The organism is Planomonospora sp. ID91781, assembly GCF_015711595.1.
Taxonomy (GTDB): Bacteria; Actinomycetota; Actinomycetes; order Streptosporangiales; family Streptosporangiaceae; genus Planomonospora; species Planomonospora parontospora.
Genome location: NZ_JABTEY010000001.1, coordinates 3,786,008 through 3,802,889 on the forward strand (window position 1 = coordinate 3,786,008; position 16,882 = coordinate 3,802,889).

A 16,882-nucleotide genomic window follows, 5' to 3' on the forward strand; every position below is an offset into this window, starting at 1 on the left:
GTGCCACGGCTGGACCGAACGACCGAGGCGATGCTCCTGGACATGGACGGCACTCTCCTCGACTCCGGCGCGTCTGTCGAACGCGTCCGGTCGGCGCGGGCGGGGGAGCACGGGCGGCGGCCGGGAGCCGCCGTGCGGGACGGCCGCGGGAGCGCGCCGGGGGAGCGGCGGGTCGTCCGGCAGGTCGGATTCGCGCAGGCGGCACTCGGGTTCACCGTCAACAGCCTCGGCGCGTGCCTGGTGCTGCTCGCCCGCGATCTCGGCGTGCATCCCGGCGAGCTGGCCTGGTTGTCGTCGTCCTTCGGGGCCGGCCTGCTGGCCGTCGGAGCGGCGGGACCGCTGGTGCTGCGCCCGGGGCCCCGGCCGGCGCTGCTGACGGCCGCCCTGGTGGCCGCCGCCGGTGCGGCGCTGCTCGCCGTCGCGCCGGTCGAGGCGGCCGCCGCCACCGGCGCGCTCCTGCTGGGCCTCGGCGCGGCCGGGCTCGTCCTGGTCACCCCGGCCCTGCTGCACGGCCCGGACGCCGCCGCCCGTCTCGCCCGCGCCAACGCGGCGGCGAGCGTCAGCGCCCTGCTCGGCCCGCCCGCCATCGGCGCCCTCGACGCCGCCGGTGCGAACGGCCGGCTCGCCCTTCTGCTGGCCGTCCCGCCGCTGCTGTTCCTCGCGGCCGACTCCCGAGCCCGCCCGCCGGTGGACTCCGGCGCCCGCGACCGGCGACCGCCCGCCGGCCCGCGGAGTTCCCGGCCCGAGGCGGACGCCGCCGACCGGGCGCACGACTCCTCTCCCGCGCACGGCTTCTCTCCCGCGCACGGTCCCTCTCGGGCGCACGACCCCTCTCCGGTACGCGGCTCCTATCCGGCGCAGGGGGACGGCGGCGGCTCGGGCCCGCCGGTGGGGCGGCGGGCGGCCGGGGCGTGGGCCGCCATCGTGGCGGCCGTGTCGATGGAGTTCTGCTTCACGATCTGGGCCACGACCCGGCTGCAGGACACCGGGCTGACCGCGGCGGCGGCCGCCGCGACGGCCACCGCGTTCCTGGTGGGGATGGCGGCCGGTCGGCTCGCGGCGCCGCGCCTGCTCGGGCGGGGGGTCCCGGTCGTCCCGCTGGGGTGCGGGTTCGCGGCGGCCGGAACCCTGGCCGTCGCCCTGACCGCCTCGCCCGCGCCGGTCGCGGCCGGGCTGCTCGCCGCCGGGCTGGGGATCGCGCCGCTCTACCCGGTGACGCTCGCCCGGCTGGTCCAGGTGCCGGGGCTCACCGCGGCGCGGTCGGCGGCGTACGGCGCACTCGCCTCCGGCACCGCGATCCTGGCGGCGCCCGCGGCGCTGGCCGCGCTCGGGGCCGCGCTCGACCTGCGGACGGCGTTCCTGGTCACGGTGCCGCCGCTGGCGGCGGTCCTGGCCGCCGCGTCGTGGCCGCGCGCCCGGCCGGAGTAGGAGGGGGACCCGCGCCCGGCCGGAACGGGTGAGGAGGGGGCGCGTGCCCGGCCGGAGTAGGAGGGGGACCCGCGCCCGGCCGGAACGGGTGAGGAGGGGGCGCGTGCCCGGCCGGAACGGATGCGAGGAGGGGGGCGCGCGCGCCCGGAGCGGGTGAGGGGAGGAGTGGACGGGTGTGGCGCCGGGACCTTCACGGGGGCGCGGGCGTCCCCGGAGCCGAGCCGGTGTAGAGCCGGGCGACGACCTCCTCCAGGGAGTCGCCGTCCGGACCCGTGGCGCGCAGTTCGTCGAGGGTGCCGTCGAATCCGAGCCTGCCGTGGTCGATGAGCATGACGCGGCGGCAGAGCTTCTCGATGTCGCCCAGGTCGTGGGTGGTGAGCAGGACGGTCGTGCCGCGCTCGGCGTTGAGGCGGCGCAGGAAGTCGCGCATGGCGACCTTGCTCACCACGTCGAGGCCGATCGTCGGCTCGTCCAGGACCAGGACGGCGGGGTCGTGCAGGAGTGCGGCGGTGACGTCGCCGCGCATGCGCTGGCCGAGGCTGAGCTGGCGGACCGGGGTGTCCATGAAGGACCCGAGGTCGAGCAGGCCGGCCAGTTCGTCCAGCCGCCGCCGGAAATCAATCCGATCTACTTTGTAAAGGTGTCGGACCAGCTGAAAACTGTCCTTCAGTGGCAGGTCCCACCACAGGGTGGTCCGCTGTCCGAAGACCACCCCGATCCTGCGTGCGAGCGCGGTACGGCGGCGCGTGGGGTCGAGCCCGGCCACCCGCAGCCGGCCCGAGGTGGGGGCCAGGATGCCGGTGAGCATCTTGATGGTGGTGGACTTGCCCGCGCCGTTGGGGCCGAGGTAGCCGACGAACTCCCCGGCCCCGACCGTGAACGACAGATCCCGCACGGCGTGCACGGTCCGCCGGGCGCTGCCCCGGCCGACGGTGAAGGAACGCCCGGCCCGGTCGACTTCGATCATCTGGTCAACTCCCCGTGGAACGGTAGCGGCGGATGCCGGCCCGCCAGGCCAGCGCGGCGGCCAGGGCGAGCAGCAGGGCGGCGAGCGGCGCGGCGAAGCGCAGCCAGTACGGCAGGCCGAGGGGGTCGGGCCGGTCCAGCACGTACAGGGCCGGCTGCCAGTTGACGAACGCCAGCGGGACGACGAACGTCACCCCCCTGACGAGCTGCTCGCCGTAGACGCTCAGGGGGTACTGGGTCAGCGCGCTGCCGCCGTAGGTGAAGGCGTTGGCCACCTCCGGGGCATCGGTGAGCAGGAACTGCAGGGCCCCGCCGAGGGTGAAGATCGCGGCGAAGATGACGGCTCCGCAGGCGATCATCAGCGGGACCATCCAGGCCCGCTCCCAGGACAGGCCGAGCCGGGGCAGGGCGATGCCGAGCACCACCGCGGACTGGGCGAGCCGGCCGAAGCGGTGCACGCTGAAGCGGTCGGTCGCCATCTGGACGAACGCGGAGGCCGGCCGGATCAGCATGGTGTCGAAGCTCCCGCTCCGGATGTGGTGGCTGAGCCGGTCGACGTTGCCGAAGAGCGTGTCGGCCAGGGCGAAGGACATGTCCGCGGTGCCGTACAGGAACATGACCTCGGCCAGGCCGAACCCGCCGAGCGAGCCGGTGTGCTGGAAGATGATCCAGATGGCCGCGACGTCCAGGGCGTTGACGGCGAACGAGCCGAGGACCATCATCGCCAGCGACACGGGGTACTGGGCGGAGGCGCGCAGCCAGGTCCACGCGAGCAGCAGGTAGGTCCTAACCACGGGCGGCTCCGTCCCGGGCGCCCGCGGCGCGGTCCGGCCCGGACCGTCCCGGGTCAGCCACCCTGGACCACCACCTTGCGGCGGGCGGCGCGGGTGGCCAGTGCGCCCAGCGCGAGCAGCGCCGCCGCCCACGAGACCTGGAAGGCGAGCGCCTCCAGGACGTCCCGCTTGCCGAGGTAGACGTCGGCGGGGACCTGGACCATGGCCGCCCAGGGCAGGGCGCGGGTCAGCTCGCCGAACCAGCCGGGGAACAGGTTCAGGGGCAGGACCATGCCGCTGAGGAAGAGCGTGAGCACCAGCGAGAGCGACTGCACGCCCTGGTCGTCGACGATCCAGCAGCACGACAGCGCCGTCAGGTAGCGCAGGGCGAAGCTGACCAGCACGCCCAGGGTGAAGGAGGCGGCGAAGGCGGCCCAGGTCGCCGGGTCGGCCGGCACGACGATGCCGAAGAGGGCGGCGCCGAGAAAGGTGGGCGGCAGGCTGCGCAGCAGGAACAGGTAGGCGGCGCGGCCCAGGTCGTCGGCGAGGCTCCACAGCTGCAGGGAGGCCGGGCGCAGCAGGTCGACGGCGACGTCCCCGCTGCGCACGCGCCCGGCGAGCTGCAGCCCGCCGCCGAAGACCTGCATGGGACCGATGAACGCCTGGCTGAGGAAGCAGAAGGTGACGGCGTCCGTCACGTCGTATCCGGCGAGGCCTGGGCGGGCCTGCCAGAGGGCGATCAGGACGTAGGCGCGGAGGATGCCGAAGACGCTGTTGGTGAAGGCTCCGGCGAGGGCGGCGGCGCGGTAGGCGGAGTGACGGCGGAAGCCGTAGGCGGCGATGCGCGCGTAGAGCAGGAAGACGTCCTCCATGGAGGTTCCGGTGCACCGGGGCGGCCGTGTCATTTTCCCCGCGGCCCGGCCCCGGGGCAACGGGTTTTGCGGCGCACACCCGCGGGCGGATGGGTGGCGGCGGTGGCCGGCGTGGTACGGCCCCGCGGGCGGGCCGCGGTGCCGGTCGCGGTGGTACGGCTCCGCGGCGGGCCGCACCGTCGGCCGGGGCTATCCTGCGGGCGGGCGGGCCGCGGCTACGGAGAGAGATATGGGACATCTCGTCACATATCCGTAACCATGGCGATATCTTCGCGGAATGGTAGAAGGAAGTTCTGAAGGGCATCCTCCTGTCAAGGAGGTGCCCGCATGAACGACGAGATCAACGTGGACGTCTGCCCCGGTTACCCCGTCAGCTGGCAGGCCACGGCGCTCAACACGATCCTGCGCGGCACCTTCAAGCCGATCTCCGGGCTGCTGCTGCGGTCGGACGCCAGCGTGGTCGCCGCCTCGCGGATCGTCGCCCTCGCCAAGAAGGTCCCGCTCCGGCTGCCCGGGCACGTGACCGTCGAGGGGGAGTCCTTCGGAGGATGCGAGGGGGAGTGGGTCCGCGCCGGGCGGGAGCTCGACGAGCGCAGGGTCCTGCTCTACTTCCACGGCGGCGCCTACTTCGTCTGCTCCCCGGCCACCCACCGGCCGATCACCTGGCGCCTGTCGGTCGCCGCCCGCCGCCCGGTGCTGGCCCTCGACTACCGCCAGGGCCCGGTGCACACGCTGGCCGAGTCGCTCGAGGACGCGCTCGCCGCCTACCGGTGCCTGCTGGAACGAGGCTACGACCCGGCCGACGTCCTGTTCGCCGGCGACTCGGCGGGCGGTCACCTCACCCTGGCCGCCCTGCTGGCGCTGCGCGACCGGGGGCTCCCGCTGCCCGCGGCCGCCGTGTGCCTGTCCCCGTGGACCGACCTCACCGACACCCCCCGCCGGGTCAACCGCCTGGCCGACCCGCTGATCCCGGCCGGCCGCGTCGACTGGCTCGCCCGGCGCTGGACCTCCGGCCTCGACCCCCGCGACCCCCTGGTCTCCCCGGTGCTGGGCGACTACGCGGGACTGCCGCCGCTGATGATCGTCACCGGTTCCACCGAGGTCCTCCGCGACGAGGGCCGCCGCGTCGCCGAACGCGCCCGCGAGGCGGGCGTGCCGGTGACCTACGAGGAGTGGCGGCGAATGCCGCACGTCTTCCCCCTCCTGGCCGACATCCTCCCCGAGGCGCGCCAGGCGTTCCTGCACATCGCCCGCTTCCTGAGCGCGGCCCGGGCGCTCTCCGCCGGGGACGTCCCCGCGGCGGACACCTCCGACGGCGGTTCGCTCGCCGCGGACCTGCGTGCCGCGGATCCCGGTGCCGCGGACCTGCTCGCCGCGGACCTCCTCACCCCGGCCCCCGCCGCCGGGACCGGCTCGGCCGCGGCCTGACGGGGCGGTCGCCGCCGGGTACGGCCTCGCCGCCCGGCCCGGCCCGGTCCGCCCGGCCTCGCCATCCGGCCCGGCCCGGCGGCGGCCGGCCGGGAGAACGGGGCCGGGGGCCGGGAGGATGGAGCCGGGGCCGGGAGGACCTTTCCCGCAGACCGCGCCGGTGTTTCCCGCACCTCCGGCCCCACCGGTTACTTACCTTCAGGGATCATTCGCCTTACCCGCCATAGTGCTTGTGACGGGTCGGGCGCGAGGGCTCGCTCCACCGGGTCACAGTGTGCTTGCCGTAGCGCGCACACGAGAGGCTCATCCGGATGGCACGTGGCGGAACCGGCCCCGGGAACGGGATGCCCCCTGGCGTGCGGCCGCTGACCGTGGGAGACCCGGTCACCATCGGCCGCCATCTCCTGCTCGGCCGGCTCGGCGCCGGCGGCATGGGCGTGGTCTACCTGGCCGAGCACCCGCGCGGCGGCGTGGTCGCGATCAAGACGCCGCACCCGGTGCACCTCGACGATCCCACGCTCCGCGCCCGGTTCGCGGAGGAAGTGGAGTTCTCCCGCCGGGTGGTCCCGTTCTGCACCGCCGCGGTGATCGAGGACGGCACCGACCGGGAACGGCCCTACCTGGTCTCCGAGTACGTCCCCGGTCCCTCGCTCTCCCAGGTGGTCTCCGCCCGCGGCCCGCTCACCCCCGACCTCGCCTACGGCGTCGCCCTGGGCGTGGCCGCCGCGCTGACGGCGGTGCACGAGGCCGGGCTGGTCCACCGCGACCTGAAGCCCGCCAACGTGCTGCTGTCGCACGCCGGCCCGCGGGTCATCGACTTCGGGATCGCCAGGGACGTGGACGGCCTCGCCTCCCACACCCAGGCCGGGCAGGTCATGGGGAGCCCGGGCTGGGTCGCTCCGGAACGCCTCACCGGAGGCAGGGCCCTGCCGCCCTCCGACGTCTTCTCCTGGGGATGCCTGGTCGCCTACGCGGCGACCGGCCACCACCCGTTCGGCGCGGGCGAGTCCGACGAACTGACCCGGCGGATCCTGGTGGAACCGCCGCGGCTCTCCGCGGTGCCCGCGCTGCTGCGCCCGGTGGTCGAGGTCGCGCTGGACAAGGAGCCCGCCCGACGCCCCCCGGCGGCGGACCTGCTCGGCGCGCTGCTCGCGGTGGGCGGGGTGGGAGACCCGTGGGACCTGCGGGTGGCGGTGGCCGAGGTGCTGGCGGAGGTCTGGACGCCGGTCCCGTACCCGCAGGCCCACCCGGTTCCAGGCCCGGCGGCGGACCGGTCCAGGAACCGGCCGCGGGCCCGCGAACGGCCCGCGGTCCCGGCCGGGGGAACCCGCAGGGCTCCCCGCAACGGCCCCCACCTGCCCCAGGCCGGGTTCGCCGCGCTGGCCACGGCCTCCATGGCGGTGCTCGCCGTCGTCGCCGCGGGCAACGGCGTCCTCGGCGGCGGCGCCCGGCCGCCCGAGCACGTGCCGATGGTGATCCCGGCCGACGGCACGCCCACGGGCGGCGCCTTCCGCCGGACCCGCCCTCCGGCCGGCGGGACCAGGAGCGTGCCGCCGGTCAGCCCGTCCACGATCACGGTCACCACGACGCGGACGATGCCGGTGCCGCAGGTGAGCGGGCACGCGGAGGAGCCGGCGCCGGACGGACCGCGCGATCCCGGAGAACCCTCCGACGAGCCCGGGGGCGGTGACCCCGGGGGACCGCGGCCCTGCGCGGACGGGGAAGGCGGGGGTGCGGCGCGGGGTCCCGGCGGGGACTGCCCGACGAGGACGGCCGCGCCCGAACCCTCCTTCACCCGGATCCCGCAGACCGGGGACGGGGAGAGCCCCTCGCCGTCCCCGAGCGGCTCCGCGACGCCGACCGCCTCCTCCTCCCTGTCCTCCTCCGGTCCCGTGCCGCAGATCGGCGGCTGAGGGGCCGTACAGGCCTCCGGGAGGGGGCGGGGCCATCCGTTAGGGTGAACGGCGCCAACCGAGTCGGAGGGGGAACTGTGCCGGGTGCGGTCGAACTGAGCGGTGTCGGGGTCCGGGTGGTCGGGCGGACGCTGCTGGCGGACATCGACTGGCAGGTGGAGTACGGCCAGCACTGGGTCGTCCTCGGACCCAACGGGGCGGGCAAGACGACGATGCTCTCGCTGGCCGCCGCCGTACGGCATCCCAGCGAGGGCGCGGCCACGGTGCTCGGCCAGCGGCTGGGCCGGGTGGACCTGAGGGAGCTGCGTCGCCGCATCGGCCTGGTCGCGGCCAGCCAGCGGCTCGTCGACGAGGAGCTGCTGGAGGAGGAGGGCGCCACTGCGCACACCGTCGTCCTCACCGGCTACACCGGGAGCAGCGCTCCGCTCTGGGACCGCTACGGTCCCGGCGAGGACGAGCGCGCCCGGCGGCTCCTGGCCGACATGGGCTGCAAGGACCTGGGCGACCGGCTGTTCCGCGTCTGCTCGCAGGGCGAGCGGGCCCGCATCCGGGTGGCCAGGGCGCTGATGGCCGATCCGGTGATCCTGCTGCTGGACGAGCCGTTCGCCGGGCTCGACCTGCCCGCCCGCGAGGACCTGATCACCGTGCTGGAGGAGCTGGCGACGGTACGGCCGGCGCTGACCACGATCACCGTGACGCACCACCTGGAGGAGGTGCCGGCGACCACGACGCACGCGCTGCTGATGCGCGACGCCCGGATCCAGGCAGCGGGACCGGTGGGGGAGGTCCTCACCGACGAGGGCCTGTCGGAGTGCTTCGGCCGCCCCCTGCGGATCGACCGTCTGGACGGCCGCTGGTCGGCCCGCGCCGTACGGGGGAGGCACGGGTAGGACGGGGGTGTCCCTCCTTCCCGCGCCGGGCGGTGCGGGCTCAGTCCTTCTTGCGCTGGCGGATCAGCCCCATGAACCCGGGGCTGGGCTTGAACCGGGCCGTCCAGGTCTCGGCGATCTCCAGTGGTTCGCCGGTCTGCGGGTTGCGGCCGGTCCTGGCGGGTTTGTGGACGATCTCGAAGGAGCCGAAGCCGGGGATCGCCACCTTGTCCTCGCCCGCGACGGCGTGCTGGATGGTGTCCAGGATCGCGTCCAGCGCCGCGGCGGTCTGCCGCCGGGTGAGACCGGCCTCCGCCGCCGCCTTCTCGATCAGCTCGCGCTTGTTCATCTACTTCTTTCCTGCAGTGCCCGGGAGGACCAACACTACGGGGATCGTGTGGTCCGTTTCATCCCTCGGGCGCGGGGAATGCGGCCAGGCGCTCGGCCTCCCGCTGCAGGGCCTCGACGAGGAGGAGCTCCAGCCGGAGGTCCTCGCAGGCGAGGCCGTGCGGAACTCCCGTCTCCATTCCGACCTCCCTGCCTACACCGACGCCCGGCCGGGGGCGGAAGTTCACGGCCGGGCGGGGGTCACGCCCCGACGTGACCGAACCTTTGCCGCTCGTCGCTGTCGGCCATGACCAGCTGCGCCAGATCCACGTGGCGGCCCACCTCCCGCACGTCGGCGCAGTCCGCCACGAGCACGCGTTCCCCGCCGATCAGGCGGGTGACGCGCAGGCACGGTCGATCGTTCACCACGAGCGCCTCGACTTCGATGCCGTGCGGCCCCAGCCATATCCCCATAAGGCCGAGGCTAGGGAGGCAAGAGTAAGCACGGGGTAACTGGAGGGGCATATCAGGATGGAATATCTATGCCCGGGTAAATTTCTCCACGAGCGCTCGTATTGTGCATTTCACCGCAATTCCCGTTCAGTGCCCGCCGGCAGGGGCGAACGCGGCGGCGTGGTCGCGGACGAAGTCGGCGACGTCGCGCGGGGGGCGGCCGAGCAGGCCGGCGACCGTGCCGGTGGTGAAGTCCCCCCACCCGGCGGCGTACGCCCGTGCGTACTCCTCGAGCATGTCGGCGATCCATTCCGGAACGCCGTGGCCGAGCAGTGCGCCGCGCTTGGCGTCGTGGCCGACCGGCACGTACGCGACCGGCCTGCCGAGCGCGAGGCTCAGCCGGTCGGCGACCTCGTCGAACGTCACCGAGCGCGGGCCGGTGAGGGTGTACGTCTCACCGTGGTGGCGGTCCGGGTCGTCGAGGAGCACGCGGGCGGCGCACTCGGCGATGTCGCGCGCGTCGATCATGCCGATCCGCGCCGAGGCCATGTTCAGGGAGAACGTGCCGGTGGCGGAGACGTCGCCCGCCTCGTTCAGCAGGTTCTGCATGAACCAGTGCGGGCGCAGGATCGTCCAGCGCATGCCGCACCGCTCGGTCTCCCGGTCGGACAGCGCGTGCAGCCTGCCGCTGCGGTTCGGCGCGTCGTGCGCCGCGCCGACCACGGACAGGCGCACGATGCGCTCCACCCCGGCCTGGCGGGCGGCCCACACGGCGTTCATGCTGTGCTCCGGAGCGCGCGGGCCGTTCGGGGTGAGCAGCCACACGTCCTGCACGCCCTCGAAGGCGGGCGGCAGCGACCGGGCGTCGCCGAGGTCGCCGACGAAGACCTCGGCGCCCCGCCCGCGCGGGCCGCCGGCTCCGGATGCCTCGCGGACGAGGGCGCGGAGGCCCAACCCGGTTCCCCGCAGCGCGTCCATCAGCGCGGTGGACACGGTCCCGGTGGCTCCGGTGATCAGTACGGTGCGCGGCACGCTCATTCTCCCTTGGTGGTGGTGAGGACACGGATCAGGCCGCGTACCGCGGCGGTCTTCGGGGCTCTTCCCGCCGCCCGGCCGGCGGTGAGGCGCTCCAGGGCCCAGAGCGCGGCGGTCCCGGCCGAGAGGACGGCGCCCAGGACGCACACGCCGGTCCAGCCGCCGCTCACCCAGACCGCCGACGTCAGCGCGGAGCCCACCGCGCCGCCGAGGAACATGGAGGTCATGAAGGCGGAGTTGATCCGGTTGCGGGCCTCGGGCCGGAGCGCGTAGAGGACGTTCTGGCTGCTGTTGAGCACCGCCTGGTGCGCCAGGTCGAGCACGATCACGCCGGCGAGCAGCCAGGCCAGCGAGTGCGCCCCGGCCGCGATCGCCGCCCAGGACGCGAGCAGCAGGACCGCCCCGGCGCCGGTCACGGTCTGGACGTACCCGCGGTCGGCCAGCCGCCCGGCCACCGTGGCGGTCAGCGCGCCCGCGGCGCCCACCAGGCCGAACAGGCCGATGACCGATTCCGTCCAGCCGTACGGCGGTCCCACCAGCAGGAAGGCCGAGGCCGTCCACAGCACGCTGAAGGCGGCGAGGCTCGACGCGCCGATGCCCGCCCGCCACCGCAGCAGCGGCTCCTGCCGGAACATCGAGACCGTGGAGCGGAGCAGCCCCGGATAGGACAGGCGCCCGCCGTCCCCGCCGAGCCTGGGCAGCAGGACGCGCAGCAGTACGGCCATCACCGCCATCAGGGCGGCGTGCACCCAGTAGACCGTCCGCCACCCGCCGAGTTCCGACAGCGCTCCGGACGCGGTCCGCGCCAGCAGCAGGCCGAGCATCAGCCCGGTCATCACCGTGCCGACCACCCGGCCGCGCTCCGCCGGGTCCGCCAGCGTCGCCGCGAACGGCACCACCACCTGCGCCCCGACCGAGGTCAGGGCGGTCAGGGCGGTGCCGGCCAGGAGCACCGTCCCGTTGGCGGCGGTGGCCGACACCAGCAGGAACAGCGCGGTCGCCGCGTAGAGCGCCACCGTCAGCCGCCGCCGCTCCATCAGGTCGCCCAGCGGCACCAGCAGGATCAGCCCCAGCGCGTACCCGCCCTGGGCGGCCGTCACCACCAGCGCCGCCGACGAGGGCCCGATCCCCAGCTCCCGGCCGATCAGGTCGAGCAGCGGCTGCGCGAAGTAGTTCCCCGCGACGGCCGATCCGGTCGCGGTGGACATGAGCAGGAGCAGCCCGCGCGGCAGGCCGCCGCCGGGGTGGGATCTCGTCGCGGTCATGCCCCCAGCCTCGGCCATGAACGATCAATGAGTCCAATGCATGTTCATCATCGGCAGCGATCGTGTATCAAGATTGATTCATGGAGCTCCAGCAGATGCGCTACGTCGTCGCCGTAGCGGAGACGGGCAACTTCACCCGCGCCGCCGAACGGTGCCTGGTCGTCCAGTCCGCGCTCAGCCACCAGATCGCCCGCCTGGAGCGCGAGCTGGGGGCCAGGCTGTTCGAGCGCACCAGCCGCCGCGTCCGGCTGACCTCCGCCGGGGAGGCGTTCCTGCCCGCGGCCCGCCAGGCCCTCGAGGCCGCCGAACGGGCCCGCGCCGAGGTGGCGGCGGCCGCCGGGGAGATCCGGGGCCGCCTCGCCGTCGGCGCCATCCCCACCGTCACGGCCGTCGACCTGCCGACCGAGCTGAGGCGCTTCCACCTGCGGCACCGGCGGGTGCGGATCAGCCTCCGCTCGGGCGCGAGCGAGGAACTGACCGAACGGGTGCGGCAGGGCACCCTGGACGTCGCGTTCCTGGGGCTGCCGGTGGGCGCACCGCCCAGGGGCGTCCGCGGCCGCGAACTGGCGCGCGGCCATCTCGTCGCCGTGGTGGCGCCCGGTCACCCGCTGGCGGACAGGGAGCAGGTGGAGCTGCGCCACCTGTCGGACGAGCCGTTCGTCGACTTCCCCGCGGGCACCGCCGGGCGGATCCAGTCGGACGAGGCGTTCGCGGCGGCCGGAGTGCGGCGCGAGGTCGCCTTCGAGGTGAGCTCCCCCGACTTCATGGCCCGCCTGATCCGGCAGGGCCTGGGCATCGGGATGCTGCCCGCGGACTTCGTCTCCGAGCTCCCCGACCTGCCCGTCGTCCGGCTCGGCGACGCCCCGGCCCGCATGGAGTACCTCGTCTGGAGCGGCTCGTCCCCGTCCCCCGCCGCTGCGGCGTTCCTGTCCGCCCTCGGTGTCCCGGCGGCCGGGCCCCCGGGCCCGCCGGGCCCGTGACTTCAGGAGCCCTGGCCCGTGACTTCAGGAGTCCGGGCCGGAACGGGGAAACCCCGCCTCCCTGGGGGGAAGGAGGCGGGGTCTTCGTCCTGGTCTCGGGAGTCCGAGTCCGAGGGCGGACCGGGAGCGCGGGCCTCGGCTCAGGCGGGTGCCCGGCGGGCCGGGGCGGGCTCCGCATGCCCTGAAGAGCCGCCCCGTCCCGCGCGGACTGCGAAACCCGCGCTCCCGGTCCTTCCTCGGATCAGTGAGCCTCGAACTGCTCCTCCTCCGTGGAGCCCTTCAGGGCCGTGGTGGAGGAGTCCGGCGCGATGGCCGTGCTGACCAGGTCGAAGTATCCGGTGCCGACCTCGCGCTGGTGGCGGGTGGCGGTGTAGCCGCGGGACTCGGCGGCGAACTCGGCCTCCTGGAGCTCGACGTAGGCGGTCATGCCCTCCTCGGCGTAGCCCTGCGCCAGGTTGAACATCGAGTAGTTGAGCGAGTGGAAGCCCGCCAGCGTGATGAACTGGAACTTGTAGCCCATGTGGCCGAGCTCGCGCTGGAACTTGGCGATGGTGGAGTCGTCCAGGTGCTTCTTCCAGTTGAACGACGGCGAGCAGTTGTAGGCCAGCATCTGGTCCGGGTAGCGCGCCTTGATCGCCTCGGCGAACTCGCGGGCCACGTCCAGGTCCGGGGTGGAGGTCTCCATCCACAGCAGGTCGGAGTGGGGCGCGTAGGCCAGGCCGCGGGCGATGCAGGCGTCGACGCCGTTGCGGACCCGGTAGAAGCCCTCGGCGGTACGGTCGCCGGTGACGAACTTCTGGTCGCGGGGGTCGACGTCACTGGTCAGCAGCGTCGCGGCCTGGGCGTCGGTCCGCGCGATGATCAGGGACGGCACACCCGCCACGTCGGCCGCGAGACGGGCCGCGTTGAGGGTCTTGATGTGCTGGCCGGTCGGGATGAGGACCTTCCCGCCGAGGTGACCGCACTTCTTCTCGGAGGCCAGCTGGTCCTCCCAGTGCACGCCGGCGGCACCGGCGGCGATCATGCCCTTCATCAGCTCGAAGGCGTTCAGCACGCCGCCGAAGCCGGCCTCGGCGTCGGCCACGATCGGAGCCAGCCAGTGCGGCGCGCTCTGGTCGCCCTCGGACCAGGTGATCTGGTCGGCGCGGAGCAGCGCGTTGTTGATGCGGCGCACGACGGCCGGGACCGAGTTGGCCGGGTAGAGGCTCTGGTCCGGGTAGGTCTGGGCGCCGAGGTTGGCGTCGGCGGCGACCTGCCAGCCGGACAGGTAGATCGCCTTCAGCCCCGCCTTGACCTGCTGGACGGCCTGGTTGCCGGTCAGCGCGCCGAGGGCGTGGACGTAGTCCTCGCTGTGCAGCAGGTCCCACAGCCGCTCCGCGCCGAGCTTGGCGAGAGTGTGCTCCTCCTGGACCGAGCCCCGCAGCCGCACGACGTCCTCGGCCGTGTAGGTCCGCTCGATGCCGTTCCAGCGGGGGTCGGTCTCCCACTCGCGCCGCAGTTCCTCTGCGGCTCCCTTGAGGCGATCGTTCATTTTTTCACTCCTTGTCGTCCCCTGGGTGCCTTGCCCTGAGTGTGTGCCCCGGCGAAACGGGGGAACAAGGTGCTTTTCGCGGAAAGAACGATATTTTTTCCGATCTAGCCAATACTCACCAGTATTCGATAGAGAAGAACATCAGAGTTTTCGCTCTGGACTAGACCAATCGTGTGTGGTCCGGCTCACTCGGCACCCGTCGAGGGGGGTGGTGGCCGGGCGGTCACGGAGGCCCCGGAGAGGTGCGCCGCGCGGGCCGAAGGTGTGCGGTGCGCGGGCCGGCCGGAGGCCGGTCGGGGAGGGTGGGGGCCTTACCCGCACGCCGTACGGGGATGCGCGGTTCGCGAGTGGAAGATGGGCGGAATTTTCGCTTAGGATCGGGACATGACACCGCTGGTCGGAGAAGAACCGCTTTCTTTGACACAGGAGCTCGACCTCATCGCCTTCGGTCAGCGCCTGCGCCACCTGCGCAAGCAGCGCGGCCTGACCCTCTCCGACCTGGGCGAACGGGTGGGCCGGGCGCCGAGCCAGCTCTCCCTGCTGGAGAACGGCAAGCGCGAGCCGAAGCTGTCGCTGCTCAAGTCGCTCGCCTCCGCGCTCAACGTGCCGGTGGAGGAACTGCTCCGCCGGCAGGCGCCCAACCGGCGCGCGCAGCTGGAGATGGAGCTGGAGGAGGCCCAGCGCGATCCGCTCTACGCCGGCCTCGGGCTGCCCCGGCTGAAGGTCTCCGCGCGCGTGCCCAATGACGTGCTCGAGCACATCCTCGGCCTCTACGGTGAGCTCCGCTCCCGCCAGGCCAAGGGCACCGCCACCCCGGAGGAGGCCCGCGCCGCCAACGCCGAGCTCCGCCGCAAGCAGCGCGAGCAGGGCAACTACTTCGCGGAGATCGAGAAGGCGGCGGCCGAGGCGCTGGCCGCGGTCGGCTACCGCTCCGGCGCGCTCTCGCAGAGCACCGTCCAGGCGCTGGTCACCCACTTCGGCTACAGCGTGCGGACCGTGCAGGACCTGCCCCGGACGGTCCGCTCGATCACCGACCTGCGCAACCGGCGCATCTACGTCAAGCACGAGCAGCTCGGCATGCACACCCCCCGCACGATCCTGCTGCAGACCATCGGCCACCTGGCCCTCGGCCACCACAAGCCCCGCGACTTCGCCGACTTCCTGCGCCAGCGGACCGAGGCCAACTACTTCGCCGCCGCGGTCCTCGTGCCCGAGGCCGCCGCCGCGCCGTACCTGCGGGAGGCCAAGCAGGACCGGGCGCTCAGCGTCGAGGACCTGCGCGACGTGTTCGCGGTCTCCTACGAGATGGCCGCGCACCGCTTCACCAACCTGGCCACGCACCACCTGGACCTGGTCTGCCACTTCGTCCGCAACGACGTCGGCGGGATCATCTACAAGGCCTACGAGAACGACGGCATCGTCTTCCCCGCCGACGAGCAGGGCGCGATCGAGGGCCAGCGCATGTGCCTGCAGTGGTCGGGCCGGCAGGTCTTCCTCTCGCCCGACCGCTTCTCCGTCTTCTACCAGTACTCCGACTCGCCCACCGGCACCTATTTCTGCGTCGCCCACGTCGATCCCAGCCGGGAGCGCGACTTCGCCATCACGCTCGGCGTGCCGTACCGCGAGTCGCGCTGGTTCCGCGGCCGGGAGACCGTGAACCGGACCAAGTCCGAGTGCCCGAACGGCGACTGCTGCCGCCGCCCGCCGCCCGAGCTGGCCCAGCGCTGGGAGGGCTACGCCTGGCCCTCGGCGCGCGCCAACTCGCACGTCCTGGTGGCGCTCCCGCCCGGGTCCTTCCCCGGCGTGGACGAGGCCGACGTCTACACCTTCCTGGAGCGCCACGCCGCCGACTGATCCCCGGGCCGCGGGACCGGTCCGGCCGGTGATTCACTCCGCAACGGCGACGCATAGGGTGATACCCGTGCGTTCCGGGGTGACGGGGAGGATGGGCTGTGCTGCCTGAGGTGGAGGCATGGCTGCGCCGCCGTACGTCGTCCTCGGATGATTGGTCCCCACCGGAGCTGCTGGAGGCCAGGGGGGACGCGACGGTCAGCGTGGTGCTGCCCGCGCGCGACGAGGGGGAGACGGTCGGGGAGATCGTCTCCGCGATCCGGCGCGAGCTGATGGAGGCGGTGCCGCTCGTCGACGAGCTCGTGGTCATCGACTCCCGCTCCACCGACGACACCGCCGCGCGCGCCGCGGCGGCCGGCGCCCGCGTGGTGGCGCAGGACGAGGTCCTGCCCGACCTCAAGCCGCTGGACGGCAAGGGGGAGGCGCTGTGGAAGTCCCTCGCCGTGACCTCCGGCGATCTGCTGGTCTTCGTCGACGCGGACCTGCGGGAGTTCCGCACCTCGTTCGTGACCGGGCTGCTCGGGCCGCTGCTGGCCGATCCCGGCGTGGTCTACGTCAAGGGCTGCTACGACCGGCCGCTGCGGGACGCGCGGGGCGCGGACGCGCCGGGCGGCGGCGGGCGGGTCACCGAGCTGGTCGCGCGGCCGCTGCTCAACCTGCACTGGCCGCTGCTGGCCGGGTTCGTCCAGCCCCTCGCCGGAGAGTACGCCGGGCGGCGCTCGGTCCTGGAGCGGGTCCCGTTCGTCACCGGCTACGGCGTGGAGCTCGGGCTCCTTATCGACCTGCTGGAACTGTCCGGCCTCGACGCCCTGGCCCAGGTCGACCTGGGCCGCAGGGTGCACTCCCACCAGTCCACCGAGGCCCTCGGCGGCATGGCCGCGCAGATCCTGCAGACCTCCTGGTCGCGGCTGGCGCGCCAGGACAAGATGATCCCGCTGCACACGCCGTCCCCGCGCCTGGCCCAGTTCCGCCGCGGACCGGGCGGGCACCACGCGACCGTGCGGGACGTGGCGGTCGCCGAGCGCCCGCCCATGATCACCGTTCCCGGCTACGGTCCCCGCACGGCGGTCTGAACGGGGGCCGCCGCTGCGGCCGGGTCCCCGCCGCGGGGTAGGTGGAGGAGTGGCGGGGGCGGCTTGCGCGGATGGGTCTACCCGTCAGTAAGGTAGAGGGTGTTACCGATGGTAACGC

Annotated in this window: 15 protein-coding genes; 7 read left to right on the plus strand and 8 right to left on the minus strand. The window is 73.8% G+C overall.

The annotated features are described in order from the left end of the window. On the plus strand, positions 1 to 1,428 hold the full coding sequence (locus HS048_RS17115) for an MFS transporter (protein ID WP_196467453.1): 1,428 nt from the start codon (positions 1 to 3) through the stop codon (positions 1,426 to 1,428). Between the two features lie 190 nt (positions 1,429 to 1,618). On the opposite strand, the gene HS048_RS17120 is transcribed toward HS048_RS17115, so the two are convergent. From HS048_RS17120 to HS048_RS17130, 3 genes are read right to left on the minus strand one after another with little or no spacing between them, the layout of a single operon-like run. Continuing rightward, a complete protein-coding gene (locus HS048_RS17120; protein ID WP_196467454.1) occupies positions 1,619 to 2,395 on the minus strand; it encodes an ATP-binding cassette domain-containing protein in 777 nt (258 codons plus the stop codon). Between the two features lie 4 nt (positions 2,396 to 2,399). After that, positions 2,400 to 3,188, minus strand: a complete 789-nt coding sequence (locus tag HS048_RS17125) for an ABC transporter permease (protein WP_196467455.1) — start codon at positions 3,186 to 3,188, stop codon at positions 2,400 to 2,402. Between the two features lie 53 nt (positions 3,189 to 3,241). Next, on the minus strand, positions 3,242 to 4,039 hold the full coding sequence (locus tag HS048_RS17130) for an ABC-2 family transporter protein (protein WP_196467456.1): 798 nt from the start codon (positions 4,037 to 4,039) through the stop codon (positions 3,242 to 3,244). A gap of 327 nt (positions 4,040 to 4,366) precedes the next feature. On the opposite strand from HS048_RS17130, the gene HS048_RS17135 reads away from it, so the two are divergent. From HS048_RS17135 to HS048_RS17145, 3 genes are all read left to right on the plus strand, one after another. Continuing rightward, the gene (locus tag HS048_RS17135; RefSeq protein WP_196467457.1) at positions 4,367 to 5,467 is read left to right on the plus strand and encodes an alpha/beta hydrolase; all 1,101 of its coding nucleotides are present in this window, start codon (positions 4,367 to 4,369) and stop codon (positions 5,465 to 5,467) included. A gap of 344 nt (positions 5,468 to 5,811) precedes the next feature. Next, positions 5,812 to 7,380, plus strand: coding sequence for a serine/threonine-protein kinase (locus HS048_RS38535; RefSeq protein ID WP_196467458.1), 1,569 nt, complete (start codon positions 5,812 to 5,814; stop codon positions 7,378 to 7,380). Between the two features lie 77 nt (positions 7,381 to 7,457). Then, positions 7,458 to 8,270 (plus strand): ABC transporter ATP-binding protein, encoded by an 813-nt coding sequence (locus HS048_RS17145; protein ID WP_196467459.1) that lies wholly within the window; start codon positions 7,458 to 7,460, stop codon positions 8,268 to 8,270. 40 nt (positions 8,271 to 8,310) lie between these two features. Here the strand turns inward: HS048_RS17145 and HS048_RS17150 are convergent, their stop codons facing one another. The 4 genes from HS048_RS17150 to HS048_RS17165 all read right to left on the minus strand — a co-directional run bounded on the left by HS048_RS17150 (position 8,311) and on the right by HS048_RS17165 (position 11,329). Further along, on the minus strand, positions 8,311 to 8,598 hold the full coding sequence (locus tag HS048_RS17150) for an HU family DNA-binding protein (RefSeq protein ID WP_068893833.1): 288 nt from the start codon (positions 8,596 to 8,598) through the stop codon (positions 8,311 to 8,313). A 239-nt stretch (positions 8,599 to 8,837) separates the two neighbouring features. Then, the gene (locus HS048_RS17155; protein WP_153054023.1) at positions 8,838 to 9,050 is read right to left on the minus strand and encodes a hypothetical protein; all 213 of its coding nucleotides are present in this window, start codon (positions 9,048 to 9,050) and stop codon (positions 8,838 to 8,840) included. A gap of 126 nt (positions 9,051 to 9,176) precedes the next feature. Next, positions 9,177 to 10,061: an NAD(P)H-binding protein gene (locus tag HS048_RS17160; RefSeq protein ID WP_196467460.1), complete on the minus strand. Its 885-nt coding sequence runs from the start codon at positions 10,059 to 10,061 to the stop codon at positions 9,177 to 9,179. A gap of 2 nt (positions 10,062 to 10,063) precedes the next feature. Continuing rightward, positions 10,064 to 11,329: an MFS transporter gene (locus tag HS048_RS17165; RefSeq protein ID WP_196467461.1), complete on the minus strand. Its 1,266-nt coding sequence runs from the start codon at positions 11,327 to 11,329 to the stop codon at positions 10,064 to 10,066. 80 nt (positions 11,330 to 11,409) lie between these two features. On the opposite strand from HS048_RS17165, the gene HS048_RS17170 reads away from it, so the two are divergent. Continuing rightward, a complete protein-coding gene (locus tag HS048_RS17170) occupies positions 11,410 to 12,309 on the plus strand; it encodes a LysR family transcriptional regulator (protein WP_068893830.1) in 900 nt (299 codons plus the stop codon). A gap of 241 nt (positions 12,310 to 12,550) precedes the next feature. On the opposite strand, the gene aceA is transcribed toward HS048_RS17170, so the two are convergent. After that, positions 12,551 to 13,840, minus strand: coding sequence for an isocitrate lyase (gene aceA / locus HS048_RS17175; RefSeq protein WP_068893829.1), 1,290 nt, complete (start codon positions 13,838 to 13,840; stop codon positions 12,551 to 12,553). A gap of 384 nt (positions 13,841 to 14,224) precedes the next feature. Here aceA and HS048_RS17180 point away from each other — a divergent pair, with 384 nt between their 5' ends. Then, positions 14,225 to 15,694 (plus strand): helix-turn-helix transcriptional regulator, encoded by a 1,470-nt coding sequence (locus HS048_RS17180; RefSeq protein ID WP_068893828.1) that lies wholly within the window; start codon positions 14,225 to 14,227, stop codon positions 15,692 to 15,694. A 98-nt stretch (positions 15,695 to 15,792) separates the two neighbouring features. Beyond that, positions 15,793 to 16,764: a glucosyl-3-phosphoglycerate synthase gene (locus HS048_RS17185; protein ID WP_196467462.1), complete on the plus strand. Its 972-nt coding sequence runs from the start codon at positions 15,793 to 15,795 to the stop codon at positions 16,762 to 16,764. Positions 16,765 to 16,882 lie beyond the last annotated feature (118 nt).

Excerpts from the sequence above, each read along its gene's own strand:
- HS048_RS17120 (WP_196467454.1), bottom strand. The coding sequence starts at position 2,395 with ATGATCGAAGTCGACCGGGCCGGGCGTTCCTTCACCGTCGGCCGGGGC.
- HS048_RS17130 (WP_196467456.1), bottom strand. The coding sequence starts at position 4,039 with ATGGAGGACGTCTTCCTGCTCTACGCGCGCATCGCCGCCTACGGCTTC.
- HS048_RS17135 (WP_196467457.1), top strand. The coding sequence starts at position 4,367 with ATGAACGACGAGATCAACGTGGACGTCTGCCCCGGTTACCCCGTCAGC.
- HS048_RS38535 (WP_196467458.1), top strand. The coding sequence starts at position 5,812 with ATGCCCCCTGGCGTGCGGCCGCTGACCGTGGGAGACCCGGTCACCATC.
- HS048_RS17150 (WP_068893833.1), bottom strand. The coding sequence starts at position 8,598 with ATGAACAAGCGCGAGCTGATCGAGAAGGCGGCGGCGGAGGCCGGTCTC.
- HS048_RS17155 (WP_153054023.1), bottom strand. The coding sequence starts at position 9,050 with ATGGGGATATGGCTGGGGCCGCACGGCATCGAAGTCGAGGCGCTCGTG.
- HS048_RS17165 (WP_196467461.1), bottom strand. The coding sequence starts at position 11,329 with ATGACCGCGACGAGATCCCACCCCGGCGGCGGCCTGCCGCGCGGGCTG.
- HS048_RS17170 (WP_068893830.1), top strand. The coding sequence starts at position 11,410 with ATGGAGCTCCAGCAGATGCGCTACGTCGTCGCCGTAGCGGAGACGGGC.
- aceA (WP_068893829.1), bottom strand. The coding sequence starts at position 13,840 with ATGAACGATCGCCTCAAGGGAGCCGCAGAGGAACTGCGGCGCGAGTGG.
- HS048_RS17180 (WP_068893828.1), top strand. The coding sequence starts at position 14,225 with ATGACACCGCTGGTCGGAGAAGAACCGCTTTCTTTGACACAGGAGCTC.